This window comes from Glycocaulis sp., from assembly GCF_050485565.1.
In the GTDB taxonomy this organism is placed as follows: Bacteria; Pseudomonadota; Alphaproteobacteria; order Caulobacterales; family Maricaulaceae; genus Glycocaulis.
This window is the reverse complement of sequence record NZ_JBJHBQ010000015.1, coordinates 16,576-32,067: the sequence shown is the minus strand read 5'-3', so window position 1 is coordinate 32,067 and position 15,492 is coordinate 16,576. Positions and strand designations below refer to the sequence as shown.

General features: G+C 64.9%; 13 protein-coding genes. 4 read left to right on the top strand and 9 right to left on the bottom strand.

What is annotated here, in order from left to right; all coding sequences use genetic code 11:
* Nucleotides 1–215: 215 nt before the first annotated feature.
* Complete coding sequence (locus tag ACQ5ID_RS13485; RefSeq protein ID WP_429912949.1) at nucleotides 216–542, bottom strand: DUF2794 domain-containing protein; 327 nt, start codon at nucleotides 540–542, stop codon at nucleotides 216–218.
* A gap of 329 nt (nucleotides 543–871) precedes the next feature.
* Between ACQ5ID_RS13485 and ACQ5ID_RS13480 the strand changes: the two genes are divergently transcribed.
* From ACQ5ID_RS13480 to ACQ5ID_RS13465, 4 genes are read left to right on the top strand one after another with little or no spacing between them, the layout of a single operon-like run.
* Complete coding sequence (locus ACQ5ID_RS13480; RefSeq protein WP_429912948.1) at nucleotides 872–1,639, top strand: ABC transporter ATP-binding protein; 768 nt, start codon at nucleotides 872–874, stop codon at nucleotides 1,637–1,639.
* Nucleotides 1,636–2,376 carry an ABC transporter permease gene (locus ACQ5ID_RS13475; protein ID WP_429912947.1) on the top strand — a complete coding sequence of 247 codons (741 nt, stop codon included), beginning with the start codon at nucleotides 1,636–1,638 and terminating at the stop codon, nucleotides 2,374–2,376. The genes ACQ5ID_RS13480 and ACQ5ID_RS13475 overlap by 4 nt, the downstream gene beginning before the upstream one ends.
* Complete coding sequence (locus ACQ5ID_RS13470; protein WP_429912946.1) at nucleotides 2,373–4,211, top strand: Gldg family protein; 1,839 nt, start codon at nucleotides 2,373–2,375, stop codon at nucleotides 4,209–4,211. The genes ACQ5ID_RS13475 and ACQ5ID_RS13470 overlap by 4 nt, the downstream gene beginning before the upstream one ends.
* Entirely contained in the window at nucleotides 4,208–5,245 is a 1,038-nt protein-coding gene (locus ACQ5ID_RS13465) for a DUF4340 domain-containing protein (protein ID WP_429912945.1), read from the top strand. Before ACQ5ID_RS13470 ends, ACQ5ID_RS13465 begins: the two co-directional genes overlap by 4 nt.
* A 12-nt stretch (nucleotides 5,246–5,257) precedes the next feature.
* Here the strand turns inward: ACQ5ID_RS13465 and ACQ5ID_RS13460 are convergent, their stop codons facing one another.
* The 8 genes from ACQ5ID_RS13460 to ACQ5ID_RS13425 form a co-directional block, all read right to left on the bottom strand.
* The gene (locus ACQ5ID_RS13460) at nucleotides 5,258–5,989 is read right to left on the bottom strand and encodes a DUF1223 domain-containing protein (RefSeq protein WP_429912944.1); all 732 of its coding nucleotides are present in this window, start codon (nucleotides 5,987–5,989) and stop codon (nucleotides 5,258–5,260) included.
* 57 nt (nucleotides 5,990–6,046) lie between these two features.
* A complete protein-coding gene (locus ACQ5ID_RS13455) occupies nucleotides 6,047–6,790 on the bottom strand; it encodes a hypothetical protein (protein ID WP_429912943.1) in 744 nt (247 codons plus the stop codon).
* Nucleotides 6,791–6,841: 51 nt separating this feature from the next.
* Nucleotides 6,842–7,582, bottom strand: coding sequence for an inner membrane-spanning protein YciB (locus ACQ5ID_RS13450; protein ID WP_429912942.1), 741 nt, complete (start codon nucleotides 7,580–7,582; stop codon nucleotides 6,842–6,844).
* 82 nt (nucleotides 7,583–7,664) lie between these two features.
* The gene (locus tag ACQ5ID_RS13445) at nucleotides 7,665–8,510 is read right to left on the bottom strand and encodes an EamA family transporter (RefSeq protein WP_429912941.1); all 846 of its coding nucleotides are present in this window, start codon (nucleotides 8,508–8,510) and stop codon (nucleotides 7,665–7,667) included.
* A complete protein-coding gene (ftsY, locus tag ACQ5ID_RS13440; protein WP_429912940.1) occupies nucleotides 8,510–9,658 on the bottom strand; it encodes a signal recognition particle-docking protein FtsY in 1,149 nt (382 codons plus the stop codon). Before ftsY ends, ACQ5ID_RS13445 begins: the two co-directional genes overlap by 1 nt.
* Entirely contained in the window at nucleotides 9,655–10,962 is a 1,308-nt protein-coding gene (gene mtaB, locus ACQ5ID_RS13435) for a tRNA (N(6)-L-threonylcarbamoyladenosine(37)-C(2))-methylthiotransferase MtaB (protein WP_429912973.1), read from the bottom strand. Before mtaB ends, ftsY begins: the two co-directional genes overlap by 4 nt.
* Before the next feature lie 84 nt (nucleotides 10,963–11,046).
* Nucleotides 11,047–14,241: an efflux RND transporter permease subunit gene (locus ACQ5ID_RS13430; protein WP_429912939.1), complete on the bottom strand. Its 3,195-nt coding sequence runs from the start codon at nucleotides 14,239–14,241 to the stop codon at nucleotides 11,047–11,049.
* Nucleotides 14,238–15,392: an efflux RND transporter periplasmic adaptor subunit gene (locus ACQ5ID_RS13425; protein WP_429912938.1), complete on the bottom strand. Its 1,155-nt coding sequence runs from the start codon at nucleotides 15,390–15,392 to the stop codon at nucleotides 14,238–14,240. The genes ACQ5ID_RS13430 and ACQ5ID_RS13425 overlap by 4 nt, the downstream gene beginning before the upstream one ends.
* Nucleotides 15,393–15,492: the final 100 nt, after the last annotated feature.

The following is a 15,492-nucleotide window of genomic DNA, read 5'->3' as shown; positions in this document are numbered from 1 at the left end:
TTGTCATGGCCCGGCTTGTCCGGGCCACCCATGCCTGAGAGCTTCGAGCTAGCGGGCTCCTTGCGGACCGCTTCGCGGTCCGAAGAGCGCGACTGTGCGCCCGCGACTTTTCGCGGAACATCGCAACGCGGATGCGTTGCGGAACTAAAAGAGGCATGGGTCCCCCGGACCGCTACGCGGCCGGAGGATGACAGAAGGAAGGGTGAAACTGTCCCTCACGCCAGCCTTAGCCGCGCCTTGTCGAAAAGCTTCAGCACCAGATGCAGCTCATGCCCGCGCTTGAGGATGACGCCGGTGGCCGAGACGATCTTCCACGCGCCCTGCTTTCGCGCGTCGGCGGGCGTCTTGACGATACGGTAGAGCGGAAATTCGGCGGCGTGGCGGAAGACGGAAAATTCCGCCCGGTCCTTGAGCCCGTCAATGGCGTAATCGCGCCATTCGCCCGCCGCCACCATCATGCCATAGACACGCAAAATCGTATCCAGCTCGCGGCGATCAAACATCACCTTCGGGCTTGAGGCTTGCGCGTCCAGTGGTGTCATGCCGGTGTCCAGATTGCGGAAAGCCCAGCTTGGGGGAATTCGCGCTGACTTACAAAGATTTCATGCGCTGCCACAGTCCCGCCTTATTCCCGCCGTCCGCGCGCCGCACCGCGTGCGCATTTTGAGCTTGCCGGCCGGTTCCGGGCAATCAAGCCTGATCTGGATTTCAGCCCCCCCAGCCCCCCGGATCCGGGCTTGCCGGGCTGGCCGGTACACCCTTTTTTCCAGTATCTTGCGCGCCAGCATCACCGAGCGGCTAGCCGCGGCGCGTCAGGCGCGCTATGGCTTTGCTTCCTCGTTTTTCCTGCGACCTGGTTCTTGCCCGCCCCATGATAGACGCGCATGACCTTGTGAAGCATTTCGGCCCTACGCGCGCGGTCGATGGCATCAGCTTTTCGGCCGGCAAGGGCGAGGTCGTTGCCCTGCTCGGCCCGAACGGGGCTGGCAAATCGACCACGATGCGCATGCTGACCGGGTGTCTGGAGCCGGATTCCGGCGCAGCCGCGATTACCGGCCACGATGTGGTGCGCGCGCGCCGCGCAGCCCAGAGCGCGCTTGGCTATCTGCCCGAAGGCGCGCCCGCTTACCCGGCCATGACGCCGCGTGCCTTTACCCGGTTTCATCTGCGTGTGCGCGGCTTTACCGGCAAGGCGCTGCGCGATGCGGCAGAGCTGGCGCTGGAGCGCGCGCGCATGGGCGACGCCGCCAACCGGCCCATCGGCATGCTCTCCAAAGGCTTTAAACGCCGCGCCGCTTTGGCCGCCGCGATTGCCCACGATCCGGCCGTTCTCGTCCTTGATGAGCCGACCGACGGGCTTGATCCCAACCAGAAGGACGGGGTGCGCGCCCTGATCCGCATGATGGCGCCAGAGAAAACCATATTGATCTCCACCCATCTGCTCGATGAAGTCGAGGCGATATGCACACGCGCGATTGTCATCACAGGCGGGCGTATTGTCAGCGATACGACGCCTGCCGGCCTGATTGGCAGCGCACCCGACCAGAGCCTTGCCGGTGCCTTCCGGATGCTGACGGGCAATAGCGCCGAGCAATCGGCTGCAAAGCTGAAACGCAGCCGCAAGAGGCCATCCGCATGACCGCGCTGTGGGCCGTCTTCAGGCGCGAGCTTGCCGCCTATTTTGAAACCCCGCTGGCCTGGGTGTTCCTGACCGCCTTTGCCATCGCCGCGCCCAGCTTTGCCTGGCATGTGGGCCGGCTTTTCGATACCGGCCGGGCCGATCTGACCCCGCTGTTTGACTACCTGCCCTGGCTTCTCATGGTGCTGATGCCCGCGCTAGCCATGCGCGCCTGGGCCGAGGAGCGCGAGACCGGAACGCTGGAAATGCTGCTGGCCGCACCGATACCGCTATGGGCCGCGGCGCTGGCGAAGTTCTTCGCCGCGTGGAGCCTTGCGGCGCTGGCGCTGGCGCTGACCTTCCCTTTATGGATGGCCGTCAATTATCTCGGCCATCCGGACAATGCCGCGATTGCCACCGCGTATTTTGGCGGGCTGCTTCTGGCCGGGGGTTATCTGGCGATCTCGCAGGCCCTGTCAGCGACGACCTCCAATCAGGTGGTCGCCTTCGTGCTGGCCATGGGGGTGTGTCTCATCCTGACGGCTGCCGGCCTGCCGCTGGTGCTGGACGCGGTGGCGGCGCATCTGCCGGGCGTGTTTGCCGAGGCGATGGCCGGCCTGTCGGCCCTGTCACGCTTTGACTCGCTGCGGCGCGGCGTTATCAGCCTGGCCGATCTCATCTATTTCCTCTCGCTCATCGCAACGGGCCTAGCGCTGGCCATGGCGCTGATCGACACGCGGCGCGGAGGCGGACGATGAACCCGGCACGGCTTCTCGCGCTCGTCACCTCCGGGCTGGTGGCAGGCTTTGTCGGCCTGAACCTGCTGGCAGGCGTGTTTGCCGATGGCGTGCGCCTTGATCTGACCGAGGGGCGGCTCTACCGGCTCAGTCCCGGCACGATTGAGGTCATCAACCGGCTGGAAGAGCCGGTCGCGCTGAATTTCTACTATTCGCGTGGAGCAGCCGCACGCTATCCGGCGCTGCGGGCCTATGGAGCGCGCGTACGCGAGCTTTTGCGCGGTGTCGCGGCCCGCTCTGGCGGACGCATCCAGCTTTCCGAGATTGACCCGCAGCCTTTCAGCCCGGCAGAGGACGCGGCCATCGCCGCCGGTCTTGAAGCGGTGCCAACCGAAGATGGCGGACAGCTTTTCTTTGGCCTGACCGGCACCAACACGCTGGATGGAACGCGCATCATCGCCTTTTTCGATCCGGCAGAAGAAGCCCGGCTGGAATACGAGATCGTCCGGGTGATCGCCGAGCTGGAGCGCGCGCGTACCCCCGTCATAGCCGTCATCTCCTCCCTGCCCTTCGCGCCGGGACCGGATGGACGCTCAGCCAATCCGATCATCGATGCGCTGGCGCAGACCTATGATGTGCGCTGGCTGGATGAGCGTTTCACCGCCATTCCCGATGCGGACGCGCTCTTCCTCCTGCACCCGCCCAACCTGACCGAGGAGCAGCTTTACCTTACCGACCAGTTTGCGCTGCGCCGGGGCCGCGTGCTGGCCGCGCTGGACCCGCTGGCCCATCTGGCACTGCGTACCGGGCCGGACGGCTTGCCGCCGGTCAATGCGCTGCGCACCTCGCGCCTGCCGCGCCTGCTGACGCGCTGGGGGGTCGGCTATGATCCAAGCTATGTGGCGATGGATCGCGAACATGGCCTGCCCGTTCAGGTCAGCGAGGCTGGGCGCACCCGCACGCGCGCCTATCCGCTCTGGTTCTCGGTGCCGCCCTCTGGCCTGTCCGACGCGATGCCGGCAACCTCAGCCCTGTCGCAAGGGGTGAATTTCGGCTCGCCGGGCCTGCTCGAACCGCTGGGCGGAGAGGCGATCTTCAATCCGCTTATCGTGACCGGGCAGGACGGGGCGCGCATGGACGGCGATATCGCGGCGACCTCGCCCTCGCCGGACGCTCTGCAGCGTGATTATGCGCCAGACAGCAATGCGCCGCTGACACTGGCCGCGCAGCTGTCCGGTCCCATCACCACCGCCTTTCCTGATGGCCCGCCTGCCGGTGAGATCCGCTTTGAGGCATCGGCGCATATCGAGGGCCCCGCGCAGGCAGAAATCATCGTCATCGCTGATGCGGACTGGCTGGACCCTGCCTTCTATCTGCGCGCTGACGGGGTGAGCGGAGACCAGATGGTCGCCGACAATCTGGCGCTGATGCTGAACCTTGCTGACACGCTGGCGGGTGATCCGGCCCTGGTCAATCTGCGCTCTCGCAGCGGATCGGCCCGGCCCATGGTGCGCGTGGAAGCCCTGCGCGCCGAAGCGGAAACACGCTTTCGCGAACTGCAGGACGGGCTGCGCGCGGAGCTGGCCGATGCCGAAGGGTCTCTGGCCCGCCTGAGCGCTGCCGGGGAGGCTTCCACGCTGGGCGGGGCCGGGGCTGCAAGCGCTGCACGCGCCGACGCCTTGAGGGAACGCATCGTCGCGGCCCGCGCCGCCTTGCGCGATGTGGAGCGCGGCTTCAGGCGTGAAATCGTGGCCCTGGAAAACCGGCTGCAGTTCTGGACCATCTGGGTGCCGCCTCTGCTGGTCATCGTGATGGCCGTCGTGACCACCCTGATCCGGCGGAGGCGGCGCACATGATACGATACCGCCTGTTTGGCCGCCGCGCCCGGCGCGCCTTTATTGTCGCTCTTAGCGGCTTCGTGCTTCTGGTCCTGGGCAGCGCAGCCCTTGTCAGCGATGCCTTGCGTGATGCGCGCCGGGACGTGTCCGGCCCGGTTCTGCCCGGCTGGAGCGACATGGCGGGCCGCGCTGCGGGTATCGAGATCATCACATCTGACACCCTGTTCCGGATGGAGCGGACAGAGAATGGCTGGACCATGCCATCACGCGGAAACTATCCGGTGCGCGCCGAGCATCTCGCCGAGCTGGATGCTGGATTGTCATCGCTGAGCTACACGGCTGCGCTGACCCAGGATCCGGCCCGGTTTGACCGGCTGGGTCTGGATGATCCGGCCCTTGGCGGGTCCGGCACCAGCCTTGTCATCACCGACGCGGATGGCAACAGGCTCGCCTCGCTGATCGTGGGCGATACGCGCGGGGATGACCGGCTCTATATCCGCACCGGCAGGCAGGAGCGCGCCTTTGCCGTTGAGGGCAGCCTGCCGGACATTGCCGATCCGGGGCGCTGGCTGGGCCTTGATTTCTTCAATCTGGAGCCGTCGCGCATTGCGCGGGCCTATATCGTGCCGGAAAGCGGCCCGGCCTATATTCTCGAACGCGAAAGCCCGGCAACGCGCAATTTCGACCTTGCCAGCCCGCGCACATGGCAGCTCATCACCGCCGGGGCCGCCAACGGTGTGGCCAATGCCGGCGCGCGCGTGCGCTTTCGCGATGTGGGTGAAGCGGATGATGATGCAGGCGCGCCGATAGCGCTTCACCGGGCATCGACCTTTGACGGGCTGGTCTATGAGTACCGCTTTTTCCGCGACGAGGGCGCCATCCGCGCGCAGATCAGCGTGGAGGCCAGCAATCACGATGTGATGGACGAGGCATCAACCCTGCGCCGCCATGTGGAGGGGTTCTGGTTTGTGGTGAGCGGGGATGCGTATGAGCGCATGACACGTACGCTGGAGCAGACCGCCACGCGCTCTGTCACGCCGGTGACCGAATAATAGCCGCAGGTCCTAGTCGCGCAATCGTGACGCCGCGACCAGCCGGCCGCCCGGGCCATCCTGCACCAGCACGGCGAGACCGAAATCCTCTGCCGGACCGGCAAATTCCAGCGCGTAGCGCCCGCCATGCCAGTCATCGAGGCGCTCCAGCGCGGCCACCGTATTATGGTGCTCCATCTCGGCCCCGGCATTGCGCCCGCCATCGATAGGCACCACGATCAGGCCGGGGCGGTAGGTGACGGCCCATACCGCAGCCGGGTTTTCGCGCGCCGGGCCATCAAGCTCCAGACGAAGCCGCTCACCGGACAGGCGCGACAGGGCGATATCGCCATTCAGCGGCATCGTCCTGGCAACCCGGCCCGGCACATCATCGCGGGCGAAGCGCAGACGCTCCGGCCCGCCATTGATGACAAAATGGGGCGTGAAGACGCGGTTCGCCTCGCCCACCCGGATATAATCCTTCTGGCGGTCAGCAAAGGCAGGCTGGGCGAACTGGTCTTCCCAGCCGAACATGTCCCAGTAATCCACGCCATAGGAGAGCGCGATGACACCGTCACGCGCGGCCAGCTCACCAAAACGGCGATTGGCCTCCACACACGGAGGACAGCCCTGGCTGGTAAACAGCTCCACCACGACCGGCGTGTCCTCGGTATGATCCGGATTGGGCGCTTCGCCAATACCGGCAGGATAGCTGGCGCAGGCATCGGTGAGCGCGAAAGCGAGAAGAGCTGGGATCATCATCATGAACTAACTGTAATGCGCGAAGCTCGCACCTGCACAATCAACTCACCGTGACCATAGTCAAGAGCGTTGGCGGGAGAGCTGGATGATAGCTGGACACCATTCGGGTTCGACGGGCTTGTCGATCTCCCAACGGAGGGCAGTGGCTTCCTCCTCGGTCAGTCTGCCTGACGAAACTCCCCAGTAAAGTTCGTCGAGATCAAGAACGTCGCGCCTCTGTTCGGGCGACCAGCATACGCATGCGTCACTGCCGAAAATGCTGAAACCTCTGCGCCACCCATGATTCTGAGGGGCTTCGCCATATTTCAGAATCAGATGGTCCGGATCGAGGTCGAGCGGATCATCATCCCGCCCCACTTCCAGCCAAACGTATTCAGAAAAGAAGAAGGGCGTTAGCCCAAGGGCGTTCTGGACCACCGGGCTGAACTGGGCGCTGAAACCGTAAGGGCGCAGCAGGCTGTCCCAATGATGCACGGCATGCAGGGAGAGGGCGATCAGCAGGGCCTCGAACACGCGCAGGCCCCAGCGGCTACGTGCGCGGCGCGTGCGCACCAGATTGACGAACCAGAGGCAGGCCATCGCCCAGAACGCGATAAGGAAGAGATCAATCAGCGCCAGCCGGCCCGGCAGGGCATAGAGCCAGATCGCCGCTGTGTAGGCGCACTGATAGCTCGCGACGGTGAAAATGTGCAGAAGGCGAAAGACGAAGACCAGAAGCAGCAGGGCCAGCAGAAGCGACCAGCTGACCGGCGGCTGATAGCTCGCCAGACTGCGCCTCCACTGCCGATCCCGTGCCGCCCGCATGGAGCCAGTCTAGGCAATCCATGCAGTTGCGCCAGCGCGATTGCGCAACCGCTACTGCGCCGGGCGGGGCTCGGCGTCTGCGCCCGCGTCAGGGCTGTCATCAGCCTCGCCAGATACCTCGCCGGACGCCTCGTCAGCATCACCTTCATCCTCACCCTCGCCGGGTGCGCGCGCCCATTTCAGCGTGATCGGGATGTTGAGGGCCACGAAGACCGCGAAGATCGGATAGGTGCCCAGAAGGCGGAAATTGACCCAGAAGGCTTCCGACAGCTCCAGCCAGTCGAACATGCGCGCGGAGTCCACCACCACGCTGTCGGTGATGTGGCGCCACAGCACTTCGTTGACAGCCGCCAGGAAGATGAAAAACAGCGCCCAGCGGATCGCCAGAATGGTCCAGATGCGCTCAGGCATCTCGAACACGGACGAGAACAGCGCTTTCCACACATTGAAGCCGAAAGCAAAGCTGAACAGGATCGTGAACGCAAACAGCAGGTTGATGATGGTCGGCTTGATGAAGATGAAGATCGGGTCCTGCAGGTAGATCGTCATCGCACCAAAGAGCGTGACGATCACGAAGGTGACCACCAGCATCGGCGGGAAACGCTTCTGGGAGATCGCCGCATAGGCGAGCGCAATCGCGGTCGCGGCCATGAACAGCCCGGTCGACCAGTAGATCGCGCCCTCATCCAGCACCCGGTTGGCGATATTATAGCTGATCATGAAGACCGCGGCCGGGCCGACATCAACCAGCAGCCTTGCTCCCTGTCCGATTGTCTTGCCGTTCGTGCTCATGGCGGGGCGTTCCTGTTCAGCGCTAGTGTGACGGGTGAGAGCCTTGCCTGATTACGCAAGCCTTGGCCAGCCGGATTGGTAGCTAGCCCAGCTGCAGGAGTGCCAGACCGCCTGCCAGGATCAGCGCCAGCACGCCCCTGCGCAGGCCGAAGGGCTCTTTCAGCACGAGGGCGGCAAGGATCGCGCCGAACACGATGGAGGTTTCGCGAAGCGCCGCCATCGGTGCCACGGGCGCGATCGAATAGGCGTAGAGCGCGAGCGTGTAGGTGGCGAGGTTGAAGACCGTGCTCTTGGCCGAGCCAGGAAGCTCCTGCAGCGCCGCTGTCACGATGCGGCGCCCGCGCCGGGCAATCGCCGTGACCGACATCGTCACCGCCGAGAGCAGGAAAAACCAGACCGCATAGACGATCGGGTCACCAGCGGCGCGCACGCCCGACGCATCCACCACCGTATAGCCCGCCGTCATCACGGCCGCCGACAGTGCAAAGCCCAGAGCCGCCGCCTTGGGCACGCCATTCTTCTCCGGCCAGGCAAAAGCGACGATGGCGCCAGACGCCGTAGCAAGGCCGATAATGGCGATCAGGCTCAGCGTCTCATCGAGGAAGACAAAGGCGAAGAGCCCGGCCATGGCGGGCGCAGCGCCGCGCATCACCGGATAGACCAGATTCATCTCGCCGCGCTGGAAGGCGGCGATGAGGAACATGTTGAACGCCCAGATAATCGCTGCGCCCAGCAGCAGGAAGCGCCACACCTCCCACTCAGGGAAGGGCAGGATGATCGCCAGTGGCAGGCAGACCGGCACGCACAGCACCATGGTCACCGCGCGAAAGACCAGCGTGTCCTTTGCCTGCTTGGTGAACAGCGTCATCATCGAATGGGCCATGGCCGAACCGATCATGGCAAGCGCGGCCAGCGCTGTTACGTCCATCAGGCGTCAAGTCCTGACAGCGCCCGCGCGAAATCACGCGCAATGAAGGGCTGGAGATCATCCTCGCCCTCGCCGACACCGATGAAATGGATGGGCAGGGCAAACTTCTCGGCCACCTGCACCAGCGCGCCGCCTTTCGCGGTACCATCGAGCTTGGTCATCACAATGCCGGTGACGTGTGCCGCTTCCATGAAGGCTTCGGCCTGCGAGATGGCGTTGGAGCCGACCGTGCCGTCCAGCACCAGCACGACATGATGGGGGGCGGCCTCGTCCACCTTGGCGATCACACGCAATATCTTGCGCAGTTCCTCCATCAGCTCGGCCTTGTTCTGCAGGCGCCCTGCCGTGTCGATGAGGACAGCGTCGCTACCCAGACGCCTGCCCTCCTGCACGGCATCATAGGCAAGACCCGCCGCGTCAGCGCCGTGGGGCCGGGAGAGAAATTGTGCGCCCGCGCGCTTTGACCAGACTTCCAGCTGCTCCACAGCCGCCGCGCGGAACGTGTCACCGGCTGCGGTGATGATATTCGCGCCCTCGCGCGTCATCTTCGCCGCCAGCTTGCCAAGCGTCGTTGTCTTGCCGGAGCCGTTGACACCGACGAACAGCAGCACTTGCGGGGCCGGGCCGGAAATATCGAGCGGTGCCTGAAAGGGTTCCAGCGTCTCGGTGATGACATCAGCCAGCGCCTCGCGGATTTCGGTGTCGGTGACGTCCTTGTCGAAGCGGTCCTTTGCCAGCCGGTCGATCACCTTGGCCGCTGTCGCTGCGCCGAGATCAGCCGCGATCAGCAATTCCTCCAACTCGTCGAGCGCCTCGCTGTCCAGCTTGCGCTTGGTAAACACGCCAGACAGCTGGGCGGAGGACTTGGAGAGACCCGATGAGAGCCGCTTGAAGAAGCCTTCAGGCTTTGCCGGAACAGGCGCGGCGGGCGGGGCTTCGGGTTCGGGTGCTGGCTCCGGCTCTGGCTCCGGCTCCAAGGCAGGATCGGGCACGGGCGTGATGGCATCGCCCTGAACCGGACCGGCAACAGGCGCAGGCGTCTCCTCTACCGGAGCCGGGGCTGGCGCATCAGACTGCTCCGGCGCGGTCTCGGGCGGTGTTTCCGCCTCCGGCTTGTTCTTTTTCTTGCCAAAGCCGAACCAGTTCATGCCGCCTCCAGCGGTTCTGCGATGAGATGGGTGGTGTCATGGCCGGTAATGCGCGCCCGCACCAGCGCGCCGGGCCGGGCGGGGCTGTCCATGCGGGCGGGCGCGAAATTGGCGGCGCGCGCCAGGCCGTCTTTCTCCACCAGCAACACCTCTTGCGTGCCCACCATGCCGGCAAGATGCGCGGCAAGCGCGGCCTCGCCCTTTTCGCGCAGGGTGCGCGCGCGCTCCTTGATGATATTGCCATCCACCTGCGGCATGCGCGCAGCGGGCGTGCCGGGGCGCGGCGAATAGGGAAAGACGTGCAGATAGGCCAGCTGGCACTCATCAACGAGGCGCAGCGAGTTTTCAAACATGGCATCGGTCTCGGTCGGGAAACCGGCAATCAGGTCCGCCCCGAAGGCGATATCGGGGCGCAGGGCTTTGAGCCTGTCGGTCAGCGCGATGGCATCGCTGCGCAAATGGCGGCGCTTCATGCGTTTCAGGATCATGTCGTCGCCTGCCTGAAGCGAGAGATGCAGATAGGGGCAGAAGCGCTCCTCGCTGGCGATCACGTCCATCAGATCATCATCAATCTCGATGGCATCGATGGAGGAAAGGCGCAGGCGTTTGAGGTCCGGCACCAGTTTGAGCACCGCCTTTACGAGGCGTCCGAGCTTTGGCGTGCCGGGCAGATCATTGCCCCAGCTGGTCATGTCGACGCCGGTAAGCACGACTTCGGTATGCCCGGTCTCGACAAGGCGGCGCACCTGATCGACCACATCGCCCACAGGGGCGGAGCGCGCATTGCCGCGCCCGTACGGGATGATGCAAAAGGTGCAGCGATGATCGCAGCCTGTCTGCACCTGCACATAGGCGCGCGCGCGGCCCTCCAGCCCGTCCACCAGATGCCCGGCGATGTCCTTTACCGCCATGATGTCACCGACCGAGACGGTCTCGCCGCCGGAGATGGCGTGCGCACGGAAGGTATCGCTTTTGAGCTTCTCCGCATTGCCGATGACCCGGTCGACTTCGGGCATGGCGGCAAAGCGCTTCGGGTCTATCTGGGCGGCACAGCCCGTGACTATCATTTGCGCGGACGGGTTATCGCGCTTCATGCGGCGTATGGTCTGGCGGGCCTGACGCACCGCCTCGTTCGTCACCGCGCAGGTATTGATGATGATCGCGCCGGAAAGCCCCGCATCGCGCGCATGATCGCGCATGACCTCGCTTTCCCACGCGTTCAGGCGGCAGCCAAAGGTGACGATTTCCACGCCTTCGGCTCCGCCCTCACGGGCGGGTGCTGCCGGATCGGCAGGCTCAAGCATCGCGTTATCGGGGCCCTGGGCGCTCATGGCCGGGATAAGTGAGCCTCCACACGCCATGGGTCAAGCCGGGCGGTGTGCGGCGCGTCACTCTGCCGGTTCGGCCTGGGGCTGGACCTCACGCACTTTCACCCCGCGCAAATCCTCCACGATCAGCACATAGGCGGGCAAAAGCAGCAGGATAAGCGCCGAGGCAAACAACAGGCCGATACCCAGCGAAATGGTCATCGGCACCAGGAATTGCGCCTGCGGGCTGGTCTCCAGCATGATGGGGAGGAGGCCAAAAGCGGTGGTCAGCGTGGTGATGAGGATGGGCCGGAAGCGCCTTGCCGTCGCCTCCGAGATCGCGTCGGCAGGCGCATATCCGCGCCTGACATTGAGATTATAGCGGTCCATCAGCACGATGGAGGCGTTCACCACCACGCCTGAAAGCGCGACCATGCCGAAGAGCGACGGGAAGGAGACATCATAGCCCATCAGGAAATGGCCGAAAATCGCCCCGCCTACGCCAAAGGGGATGGCGATCAGGATGACCAGCGGCTGCACATAGCTGCCCAGCTGGGTGGCCAGCAGGGCGTACATGATGATGACGGCAAACAGGAAGCCCTGCCCGATGGAGGCAAAATCCTCGGCCTGGTCGCGACCCGCACCGGAGAGCTCCCAGCGCAATTGGGGGAACTGCGAGACAAGGTCTGCCAGAAGGCGGTTTTCGACGATGGCGCGGGCGTCATCAGGCGTGAGGATGGAGCGGTCCACATCCGCCGTCACCTCGATGACACGGCGGCCATCGACCGAATTGATCGAGGTCAGCGAGCGTGTCTCGGTCATGCTGGCGGCAACGCTTAACGGGATGGCGGTGCCATCACTGGCGCGCACCCGGAACTGGCCGAGATCATCAAGGCTGGTGCGTTCAGCTTGCGGATAGCGCACGAAAACGCGCACTTCCTCGCTGCCGCGCTGTATGCGCTGTATTTCCTCGCCAAAGAAAGCCTGACGCGCCTGACGGGCAATGTCGGATGCGCGCAAGCCTGCCGCGTCGCCCGCCGGGCTGAGGGCGAAATCGAGCTGGCGCTTGCCCAGCTCATACCCGCTATCGATACCGCTCAAGGCATCGATATCGCGCAGGCCCGCCACCAGCTGGTTCACGGCCCGCTCCAGCTCATCAGTGTCCGGATGGGAGAGCTGGTAGGCGATATCGGGGTTCTGCGGACCGGCAGAGGCGGTGAAAGTGAGGCGCTCCACCCCCGCCAGCTGGCCGATGCGCTGGCGCCATTCACGCTCCAGCTGGGTTGATGACTGGCGGCGCTGAGAGGACGGGGTGAGGCGTATCTCGATCTGGGCAAGATGGGAGGCAAGGGAGGTGGAGCTGACCGAGCCGGGCCCGCCAAACAGGCTGGTGCGTCCGCCAATGACCGCCGAAACGGACTCAAATACCGGCTCGCCGCGCTGCGCATACTCAGCCTGCATGGCCTGGGCTTCATCCAGCATGCGGGTGGCGGCAGCGCGCGTCGCCTCGAAAGGCGCGCCGGTCGGCAGGGCAAGGCTGGCCGTGATGGAATCGGCCTCGATATTGGGGAAGAACACAAAGCGGACCGTGCCGGTGCCCAGCAGGGTAAAGCAGGCGATCAGCACGCAGAAACCGGCCACCGCAACCAGATAGCGCATGCGCCCGGCGAACTGCGTCCAGCTTTGCAAGGCGTTGTCAGCAAAACCGGCCACGACGCTGTCCACGCGGGTCTGGATCGCCCGCATGGGGCCGCGAGACCAGGTGGAACCGCCCGCCAGCTGGGTCGGCAGGACGAAAAAGGCAACGATCAGCGACGCAATCAGAATGGAAATGACCAGTATCGGGATGGGCCGGGTGATCTCGCCAAACGTGCCGGTGATGAACACAAGCGGCCCGAAAGCGGCGACCGTTGTCAGCACGCCAACAAGCACGGGCGCTGCAACACCGGTCACCCCGGCAATGGCCGCCTCCTTGTTGGATCGGCCCTTCATGCGTTCCCGGTCGGTGTTTTCGCCCACCACAATGGCCGCATCGACCACGATGCCCAGCACGATGATGAGGCCGAACGTGGTGATGAAGTTGAGCGTCACCCCGGCTGCGCCAAACAGGGTGAAACCGCCCAGAAACGCAATCGGCACGCCCAGCGCCACCCAGAACGCCAGACGCAAATCCAGAAGCAGCACCAGAAGCAGGAAGACGAGGGTGAAGCCCAGAATGGCGTTGCGCGCCAGCAACGACACGCGGTCACGGAAGACCTGGCTCTGATCGCTGGCAACGCTCAAGGAAATGCCCGGCGGCAGGACCGCTTCATCGGCATAGGCCATGGCCCGGGCGCGGACCCGCAGCAGGTCCTCGTTGCCACGCAGTTGCACATCGACAAGGGCGGCTGGCTGGCCATTGAACAGGCTGATGAGTGGGTCTTCGGCAAATCCGTCTGTAACGGTTGCCACATCACGCACACGGATGCGCGAGCCGTCGGCCTCCGCGCGCAAGACAATCTCCTCAAACGCCTCGCCGGTTTCCGCGCGCGCATTGGTGCGCAGCAGAAACTCGCCCGCGCCGGTACGTATCTGCCCGCCGGACAGGTCGATCGACGCGGCGCGAAGTGCCTGGGCCACTTCTCCAAAGGTGAGGCCATAAGCGCGCAGCGCCTCTTCGGACACCGCAATGGAAATCTCATAAGGGCGAACCCCGCGCAGCCGCACAGTGGAGATGCCGCTCACGCCCAGCAGATCGCGCTCCACCTGCTCGGCTGCGCGGCGCAATGCCGCCTCGTCCACCGCGCCGGTCAACACCAGGGTGAGCACATTTGTCGTGGGCTGGGGGATGCGTATCTGGGGCTGCTCGGCGTCGGCAGGCGGAAAGCCGGCCAGCGAATCCACCGCCGTCTGCACATCGTCGCGGACGACGCGCGGATTGGCGAACTCACTGATTTCTATCGTGATGGTGCCGACATTCTCAGCAGCCGTGGCGCGTACCTCACGCACGCCATCAAGGCCGATAACGGCCTCTTCCACACGCCGGGTGATCGATTGCTCCACATCTTCAGGCGTGGCGCCGGGATAGAGCACCGACACGATGATGGTGCGCGGGGTGAAGGTGGGAAACACTTCGGTGCGCATCGTCGCCGCGCTGATCGCGCCGCTGAGCAGCAGCAGGATCATCACCAGATTGGCCGCCACCGGATTGTCGGCAAGCCAGCGGATCAGGCCCGCGCCGGGCAGTCCCTGCTCTGCGGGCGTGTCAGGGGAACCGGAAGGGCGCGCGCCGCTCAATTCTCCCGCTCCGCGATAATGGTGACAGGTCCGCCCAGAACCGATTCAGGCAGGGGCGAGACGATTACGCCGTCACCGGCATCGAACGGCGCGGTAACCACGCGCCCTTCAGAGCGGTCCAGCACGGTGACCTCCACCGGCACAATGCGATTATTGCGCACAATGCGCACCTGGGAGAGACCGGCGAGCGCGGAGACCGGAAGACTGACCGCCTCGGAGAGCGTCGCCCCGTCTATCGAGACATTGGCAAACAGGCCCGGACGCAGGCTTTCAGGATCATCAGGCAGGATGAAGACGGTAATCAGGCGCGACCTTTCTTCCAGCCGCGCGCCCTCGCGCACAATCGTGCCTGTCATGGCGGGCGCTGCGCCAGCCTCGAAGCTGAGCTGGACGGTGCGCCCTGATGCAGGCGCAATCCTTGCCAGCTCCTCCGGGCTTAACGGCACGGCTATCTCCAGCGCGTCAATGGCGTACGCCTCGCCATAGGGCTGGCCTGCGCCGAGCGTCTGGCCAAGCTCGATACGTGCCTCGGCAATGCGCCCGTCAAAGGGCAGGCGCAGACGCGTACGGTCCAGATTGAGCCGGGCCTGCTGGAGATCAGCGCGTGTGGAGGTGACGCGGGCGCGCGCTGCATCCAGCTGTGGTTCGAGCGCGGTCAGGGGCGCGATGGGCTGGCCGGGATAGAGCGCCTCCCATTCCTCGCGGGCAAGCGCGGCTTCGGCTTCAAGGCGCTGCAGCGCGCTTTGTGCGTCCGCATAGGCCGCCCCCGACCGGTCAACCGCGAGGCGGTAATTGCGCGGATCGATCAGCGCCAGAGTCTCGTCCGCCTCAAAGCGCGCGCCGGAGCGTACCGACGGCGAAACTTCCACCACCTGCCCGCCCACTTCCGGTGTCAGGCTGACCAGTGCCCGCGCACGCACCGTCCCGGTTGTACGCACACGTACGGTGTGGGCAGCGGGACGCGGGCGCACTATCTCGACAGGAGCGGCCGTCATGTCCGCGCCGTTACCATTGGAGGCGGGCCGCGCGCTGCTGGCCGCCAGCCAGGCCGTCAAGGAAAGGGACAGGATTATGATGGCGATGATGATGGCAAGCTGCACCCAGCCCAGCCAGCTGCGCTCCTCACGAACATCCTGCACGTCACTGCCCATGGTCACCCACCCTCACGCGTCCTGGCTAACCTAGCGTGTCTACTGCGTTTGCACAGTAGCCGTGGCGGCGCACAAACATGAAATTCCGGTTAGCTTGTGT